Source organism: Vulcanococcus sp. (assembly GCF_044369115.1).
Taxonomy (GTDB): domain Bacteria; phylum Cyanobacteriota; class Cyanobacteriia; order PCC-6307; family Cyanobiaceae; genus Vulcanococcus.
On the sequence record NZ_JBIPMN010000158.1, the window covers coordinates 1 to 6,162 of the forward strand.

The 6,162-nt window shown below is 61.6% G+C and carries 6 protein-coding genes; 3 read left to right on the forward strand and 3 right to left on the reverse strand.

Annotation, left to right across the window (positions count from 1 at the left end):
• Positions 1-431: 431 nt before the first annotated feature.
• From ACIQ2E_RS11555 to ACIQ2E_RS11565, 3 genes are all read left to right on the forward strand, one after another.
• On the forward strand, positions 432-1,943 hold the full coding sequence (locus ACIQ2E_RS11555; protein ID WP_398330541.1) for a sulfatase-like hydrolase/transferase: 1,512 nt from the start codon (positions 432-434) through the stop codon (positions 1,941-1,943).
• 67 nt (positions 1,944-2,010) lie between these two features.
• The gene (locus tag ACIQ2E_RS11560; protein ID WP_398330544.1) at positions 2,011-2,919 is read left to right on the forward strand and encodes a formylglycine-generating enzyme family protein; all 909 of its coding nucleotides are present in this window, start codon (positions 2,011-2,013) and stop codon (positions 2,917-2,919) included.
• Positions 2,920-3,305: 386 nt separating this feature from the next.
• Complete coding sequence (locus ACIQ2E_RS11565; RefSeq protein ID WP_398330547.1) at positions 3,306-3,821, forward strand: helix-turn-helix domain-containing protein; 516 nt, start codon at positions 3,306-3,308, stop codon at positions 3,819-3,821.
• Here ACIQ2E_RS11565 and ACIQ2E_RS11570 read toward each other — a convergent pair.
• From ACIQ2E_RS11570 to ACIQ2E_RS11580, 3 genes are all read right to left on the reverse strand, one after another.
• Complete coding sequence (locus ACIQ2E_RS11570; protein ID WP_398330550.1) at positions 3,798-4,607, reverse strand: hypothetical protein; 810 nt, start codon at positions 4,605-4,607, stop codon at positions 3,798-3,800. The two genes, ACIQ2E_RS11565 and ACIQ2E_RS11570, sit on opposite strands and share 24 nt — an antisense overlap.
• Before the next feature lie 172 nt (positions 4,608-4,779).
• The gene (locus ACIQ2E_RS11575) at positions 4,780-5,376 is read right to left on the reverse strand and encodes a hypothetical protein (protein WP_398330552.1); all 597 of its coding nucleotides are present in this window, start codon (positions 5,374-5,376) and stop codon (positions 4,780-4,782) included.
• A gap of 299 nt (positions 5,377-5,675) precedes the next feature.
• Positions 5,676-6,162: hypothetical protein (locus tag ACIQ2E_RS11580; RefSeq protein WP_398330555.1), on the reverse strand; the 487-nt coding region annotated here is incomplete at its 5' end.

The window sequence follows — 6,162 nt, forward strand, 5'->3', positions numbered from 1 at the left end:
CATGAACGATGACTCATGGCCCGGGCGCGGACCAAAGTCGAGCAAGGAGTAGTGCTGAGCCAGGCGCGAGGCGAGCAGCTGCGGATCACGATCCACGACAGCTCTCTCGTCGTGAAACAGCAACCGCCGAGAGGCAACAGCCGGATCGGAGAGGGGGAGCACAGCACTCACACCTGATTGGCGTACCTCAGCGCACCTGAAGTGGCGAACCGACCCTAGGAATCACAGCAGCCTGAAGCAAGCAATGGTCACACAGCAGCATATGCGCAGACGTTAAAAAGTTGCGTCGAAGCGCAAATGCCCGCCAAGAGGATCCGAATTGCGCAGAACTTTGCATTAACGCTGTTTCATTCCGCAACACAGCTGCCGCATTCATGGACGCCAGCAAAACCCATTCACAAGCTGTGGGAATCTGAACCGCCTCACCAGCCATGCCCAACGGCAAGCCCAACATCCTCATCCTCTGGGGGGATGACATCGGCCAAAGCAACCTCAGCTGCTACAGCCATGGCCTGATGGGATACCAGACCCCGAACATCGATCGGGTCGCTAAGGAGGGCGCCAAGTTCATCCACTACTACGCCGAGCAGAGCTGCACCGCTGGGCGAGCCGCCTTTATCACCGGTCAGAGCGTGTATCGCACCGGCCTCTCCAAGGTGGGCCTGCCCGGAGCGGAACTGGGCTTCCGTGCTGAAGATCCCACCATCGCCGAGCTACTCAAACCGCAGGGCTACCGAACCGGTCAGTTTGGCAAAAACCACTTCGGCGATCGCGACGAACACCTGCCCACGATGCATGGGTTCGACGAGTTCTTCGGCAACCTCTACCACCTCAATGCCGAGGAAGAGCCGGAACTTCGCGATTACCCCAAGGAAGACGACCCGGAGTTTCCCAACTTCCGCAAGCGCTTTGCCCCGCGCGGCGTGCTGCACTGCTGGGCCAATGACGACGGCAGCCAACGGATCGAGAGCACCGGGCCGCTCACCCGCAAACGCATGGAAACGGCCGACGACGAGTTCATGGCCGAAGCGAAACGCTTCATCCGCGATGCGGTGGCCTCAGGACAGCCGTTCTTCGTGTGGTTCAACACCACCCACATGCACTTCCGCACCTACGCCCGGCCGCAGGATGTGGGTCGCAGTGGACGTTGGCAGTCCGAATACCACGACGTGATGATCTATCACGATGAGTGCATTGGTGAAATGCTCAACCTGCTCGATGAGCTGGGCATCACCGACGACACGATCGTGATGTATGGCACCGACAACGGGCCCCACATGAACAGCTGGCCCGATGCCGGCATGACACCCTTCCGCAGCGAGAAGAACACCAACTGGGAGGGTGCCTATCGCGTGCCCGCCCTGGTGCGCTGGCCTGGCAAGATCCCGGCCGGCACCAACATCACCGGCATCTGCAGCCACCTCGACTGGCTGCCCACCCTGCTGGCGGCGGCAGGCGAACCGGAGATCAAGCAGAAGCTGCTTGATGGCTACCAGGTGGGCAACAAAACGTTCCGCATCCACCTCGATGGCTACAACATGCTCGACTACTGGATGGGCAAGACCGACAAGAGCCCGCGGCGGGAGTTCTTCTACTTCTCAGACGACGGCGATCTGGTGGGTCTGCGCTACGACAACTGGAAGTTCGTGTTCAAGGAGCAGCGTGCCACGGGTACCTGCCAGATCTGGGCGGAACCCTTTGTGGAACTGCGGGTGCCAAAGATCTTCAACCTGCTCACCGACCCCTATGAGCGGGCCGACATCACCTCCAACACCTACTGGGACTGGATCTTCGATCACATCTTCCTGATCGTGCCCGCCCAGGCCTATGTGGGTGAGTTCCTCAAGACCTTCGTCGACTACCCGCCGCGCCAGAAGGCCGCCAGCTTCTCGCTGGAGCGGGTGATGGAGAGGCTTGAGAAAGCCGCCAGCGGTGCCGCCTGACGCGAACGTGCCCGCCCTCTCTCCATCGCGAGCACAGCGAAGCCCCGGCCGCCCACCCGCCAAGGGCATGGTGTGGGTGCCAGGGGGGCGGTTCCTGATGGGGTCTGATCACCACTACCCCGAGGAAGCCCCGGCCCATCCAGCCGAGGTGAAGGGGTTCTGGATGGATCGCGCTCCAGTGACCAACGCGCAGTTTCTGAAATTCGTGAAGGCCACCGGGTATAAAACCGAGGCGGAACGACCGGCGGATCCCAGCCTGTATCCAGGCGCCCGTCCTGAACAGCTCCAACCAGCCTCGATCGTGTTCATGGCACCGGCCCATCCGGTGCCCTTGAATGACACCCATCGCTGGTGGCACTACGTGGCTGGCGCCCATTGGCGTCATCCCGAGGGGCCCGGCAGCAGCATCAAGGGCCGCGACCACCACCCGGTGGTGCACATCAGCTACGCCGATGCCCAGGCTTACGCCAATTGGGCGGGTAAAGCCCTGCCTAATGAGGCGGAGTGGGAGCGCGCCGCCCGGGGAGGCCTCGAGAACACCGAGTTCGCCTGGGGCGACACACTCCACCCCCGCGGGCAAGCGATGGCCAACACCTGGCAGGGGCAGTTTCCCCATCAGAACACCCTGCTGGACGGCTATGGGCGCACCTCGCCGGTGGGGATCTATCCGGCCAACGGCTACGACTTGGTCGACATGATCGGCAACGTGTGGGAATGGACCAGCAGTTGGTATGCCAGCGGTCACCAACCGACCGGCAACAGCAACTGCTGCAGTGCTTCGGAGGCGGCAAAGCTGGCGAGTATTGATCCCAGCTCCGAACACGGATCTCTCCCGCGCAAAGTGGTGAAAGGTGGGTCGTACCTGTGCGCACCCAACTACTGCCGGCGCTACCGGCCTGCTGCGCGCATGGCCCAGGGGATCGACACCTCCACGGGCCATCTGGGCTTTCGCTGCATCGTGAGGCCAGAGCCATGAACAGTTGCGTCGCAGGCGCTGAGGAGGAGCTTGGGTTTGGCTGCATCAGTCTTTGGCACGGTCCCCAGCTCCTGCAGCGAATCGGAGCCGACCGCGCCGAGCTGCTCATCCCAACCCAGACGTCCCTGAGCTTGGATTCGGGAGGGCATGAACAGCCGGGGCGGCTTTTACACCCCCCCTACGACATGCTCTATCTCCCCGCCGGAGAGAGGCTCAGCAGACCGATGGCCTTTCAGGGTTGGCGCCTGCAGGTCACACCACAGGAGCTCTGCCGTGCAGCCATGGATCTCTCTGGCTACCGGATCAGTCCGGCCCGCTGCCGCCAACGCCTGCAGGTGATCCAAGCACTGCAGCCCCGACTGCAGCCTGAATGCGATCAGGCACTGATGCTGCAGCAACTGTTGAAGTTGAGTCGGTCATCGCCAACGCTCCAAAATCAACACCTACGGCAGATCGGTCTCGACCAGCTCATCCTGCGCATGCTCGCGCTACTCATCTGTGGTGGGCTGATCCAGCGAGCGAGTCTGCAAAGCACAAAGCGGCAAAGCCGCAAAGCCCAGGTCATGGACGAGCTCAGCAGCTGGATCCGCCACAACCTGCACCACTCCATGCAGCTCAGCGACCTACGCCGCCAAAGCGGATATTCCGAGCGCAGTTTGCGAAATCTGTTTCAGGAACGCTTTCAATGTGGCCCGGTGCAATGGATCCGCCAGCAGCGGATGGAGCTTGCGCGAGACAAGCTGCTGCAAGCCGATGCCTCCATCACCATCACGATCGTGGCCCAGAGTGTGGGCTATCAGCATCTCTCCCAGTTCAGCCGTGACTTCTATCAGACGTTTGGCCAAAGGCCGTCCGATCTCTTGCGAGAGGCACGGCGTTCAGAAATAGAACTTCAGGCCTAATTCAATGCCATTTTGATTGCTAGTAAAACCGGTGGAGCGTTGCTCACCGTTGTTATAGGCCAAGCCGAGATAACGCCATGACACATTCAGATCGGTGTTCCTCCCGAGGGCTACACCAACACCAGCCTGGGCATTGCCGCTGAGATCCTGTTCACCTGCCAAGCCGAAACCGCCCACATCGGCCCGGGCAAAAAGACGCACAGACGGTGTGACAAACACCGACGCCTGACTGCCCACCAACACCTGTGCCCATGTGCGCTGCAGGGTTCCCTCGCTTTGCCATTGCAGGCCCAGCCCACCGTTGCCCTGCACCTGGGCCTCAACGCCAAGGCGCGCCTCAACCACACGCATGCCCGCATAGGGAATCAGCCACCATCGCCCGGGTTCAGCCACCGCGGCCTCCCGCGATCCGAGGCGATAACGCAGCGCCAAGTCGTAGATCCCATTGATCGCCGTCAGCTCGGTTGCGCCAGTGAAGCGGCCCCGACGGGTGGTGCTCGATTGCTCAGAACCCAGCTGGGTATAGGCCACATCCACCAGCACCCCCAGGCGCTTTTGCTCCGCACTGGCCCGAGCACTGAAAGCCGATTGCAACAGGTTCAGCGCTTGACCCGGTGCCAAGTTGGTCTCCGTTTCAAAGCCACGAATGGTGGTGGTGCTGTTCACCCAAGGGAGGTAGCCATAGCCCTCAAAGGTGTAGGCCCAGGGTTCAGCCGACGCCCCTGGTGCCACCGCCAAGATCCCCGCGATCAGGCCGAGGCGCAGGAGACGTCTGCTGCTGATCATCGACGGACAACCTTGTATGGCCGGCAGCTTGTCGTCGGATCAGCACTGCGACACCGAGCCGTGTTCGGCTGCAACTCTGGTTGGAGACAGGAGAGTTCAAATCTGCCGAAACTGATGGGCAGCCCCTGGATCGGCCTGATCGCAGGAGCCGCCACAGCTCAGCATGCAGCCATCAGGCCGCTCCATAGGCCAGCTGACAGGCGGCATTGAGCAGCTCTGCCTCCGCCGGATTCGATGGCTCCTGACCATTCAACGTGCCGCCGTTGCAATCAGCATTGAGCTGATAGGTGGCGCCACCCGCGGTGACATCAAAGGTCACACCGGAACTGCCGCTGGGAGTCACGGTGCCATAGAGCAGCTGGTAGTTACTGTTGGGCACAACGATGTAACTGAGATGCGCATCAACCGCGTCATCAACGGCATCGTTGATGACGGCAGCCGTGGCCAAGGTCGCCACACCCCAGACCGCCGCACGAGCGGCCCACCATCCCCAGGGCGGATTTCTCCAACCGCCATACCAGCCGTAGTTCCAGGGTCGTGCCACCGCCCAACCAGGCCGCGCCCAGCCGGGGTAGAGGTTTACCCGATTGAGATCAACCGTGCGATTCCAGTTGCGGTTGATGTCACGATCCCAGTTGCGGTTGATGTCACGATCCCAGTTGCGGTTGATGTCGCGATTCACATTGCGGTTGATCTCACGATTCACATTGCGGTTGAGATCACGAGTGCCGTCGCGGTTGATCGAGCGTGTGGCCACGGGCCGATCCATGGACGGTCGAGCCCGATCGGAGTTCAGCTTGTTGCTCCAGCCGCCGTTTGGCTTGGAGGCACCCCGATTCAAACCGCCACCGGCGGACTGAAAGCCAGTTTGAGCGCGATGGCCGCCTCCCCCACCACCATGACGGCCACCACCGCCGCCAGCGCCGCGTCCACCACCACCTCGGGCCAGCAGCAGCGGCTGACTGGGTGAGGTAAACGCCGGGCTCAAACCTTCAGATGCCTCAACCAGACCAGCATGAAACGCCAGGACACTCAACAGCAGCGCCCCACTGAGTTGTGCAAGTGGTTTCATCGCTGCGTCACCTCACAACCGTCGTCGTAGCAACTGGCATTGATGCGACCATCAGCGCCGAAGTGCACTTTCACCAGATCGCGCTGGGCGGTCGCCGCTGGATTGTCTTCTCGAACGCTGTTGAGATAGTTGGCATTCACGACGCAAAGATCGCGGCCGTTAAAGCAGATGGTGTTGGAGGAGAAGCGAGCCGAAGCACGCTTCAAGCTCTGCCATTGCTTGCTGCTGGCATCCCAGAGCGCCATCCGAACCGGACTGTCGCTGATGCGCAGCGTGATTGTCTTGGCGCCGATCTGATGGCGGTAGAGGGTGACATCCCCCTCGTTCACAGCCTCCACCGTGCAGGGCACTGGGGCCGCTCCTTTGAGGCTGCACTGGGTGTTGAGGGTGTAGAGCACCTCAGCCCGAACCGGAAGCGCTGCCGAGAGCAACGTCATCGCCACAGCGATGCCGAACCCTTTTTCGTAGAGCGTGTTGCTGCTC

Bases quoted from the DNA above. Each gene is read 5' to 3' on its own strand.
- ACIQ2E_RS11555 (WP_398330541.1), top strand. From the start codon at position 432: ATGCCCAACGGCAAGCCCAACATCCTCATCCTCTGGGGGGATGACATC.
- ACIQ2E_RS11560 (WP_398330544.1), top strand. From the start codon at position 2,011: ATGGTGTGGGTGCCAGGGGGGCGGTTCCTGATGGGGTCTGATCACCAC.
- ACIQ2E_RS11565 (WP_398330547.1), top strand. From the start codon at position 3,306: ATGCTGCAGCAACTGTTGAAGTTGAGTCGGTCATCGCCAACGCTCCAA.
- ACIQ2E_RS11570 (WP_398330550.1), bottom strand. From the start codon at position 4,607: ATGATCAGCAGCAGACGTCTCCTGCGCCTCGGCCTGATCGCGGGGATC.
- ACIQ2E_RS11575 (WP_398330552.1), bottom strand. From the start codon at position 5,376: ATGGATCGGCCCGTGGCCACACGCTCGATCAACCGCGACGGCACTCGT.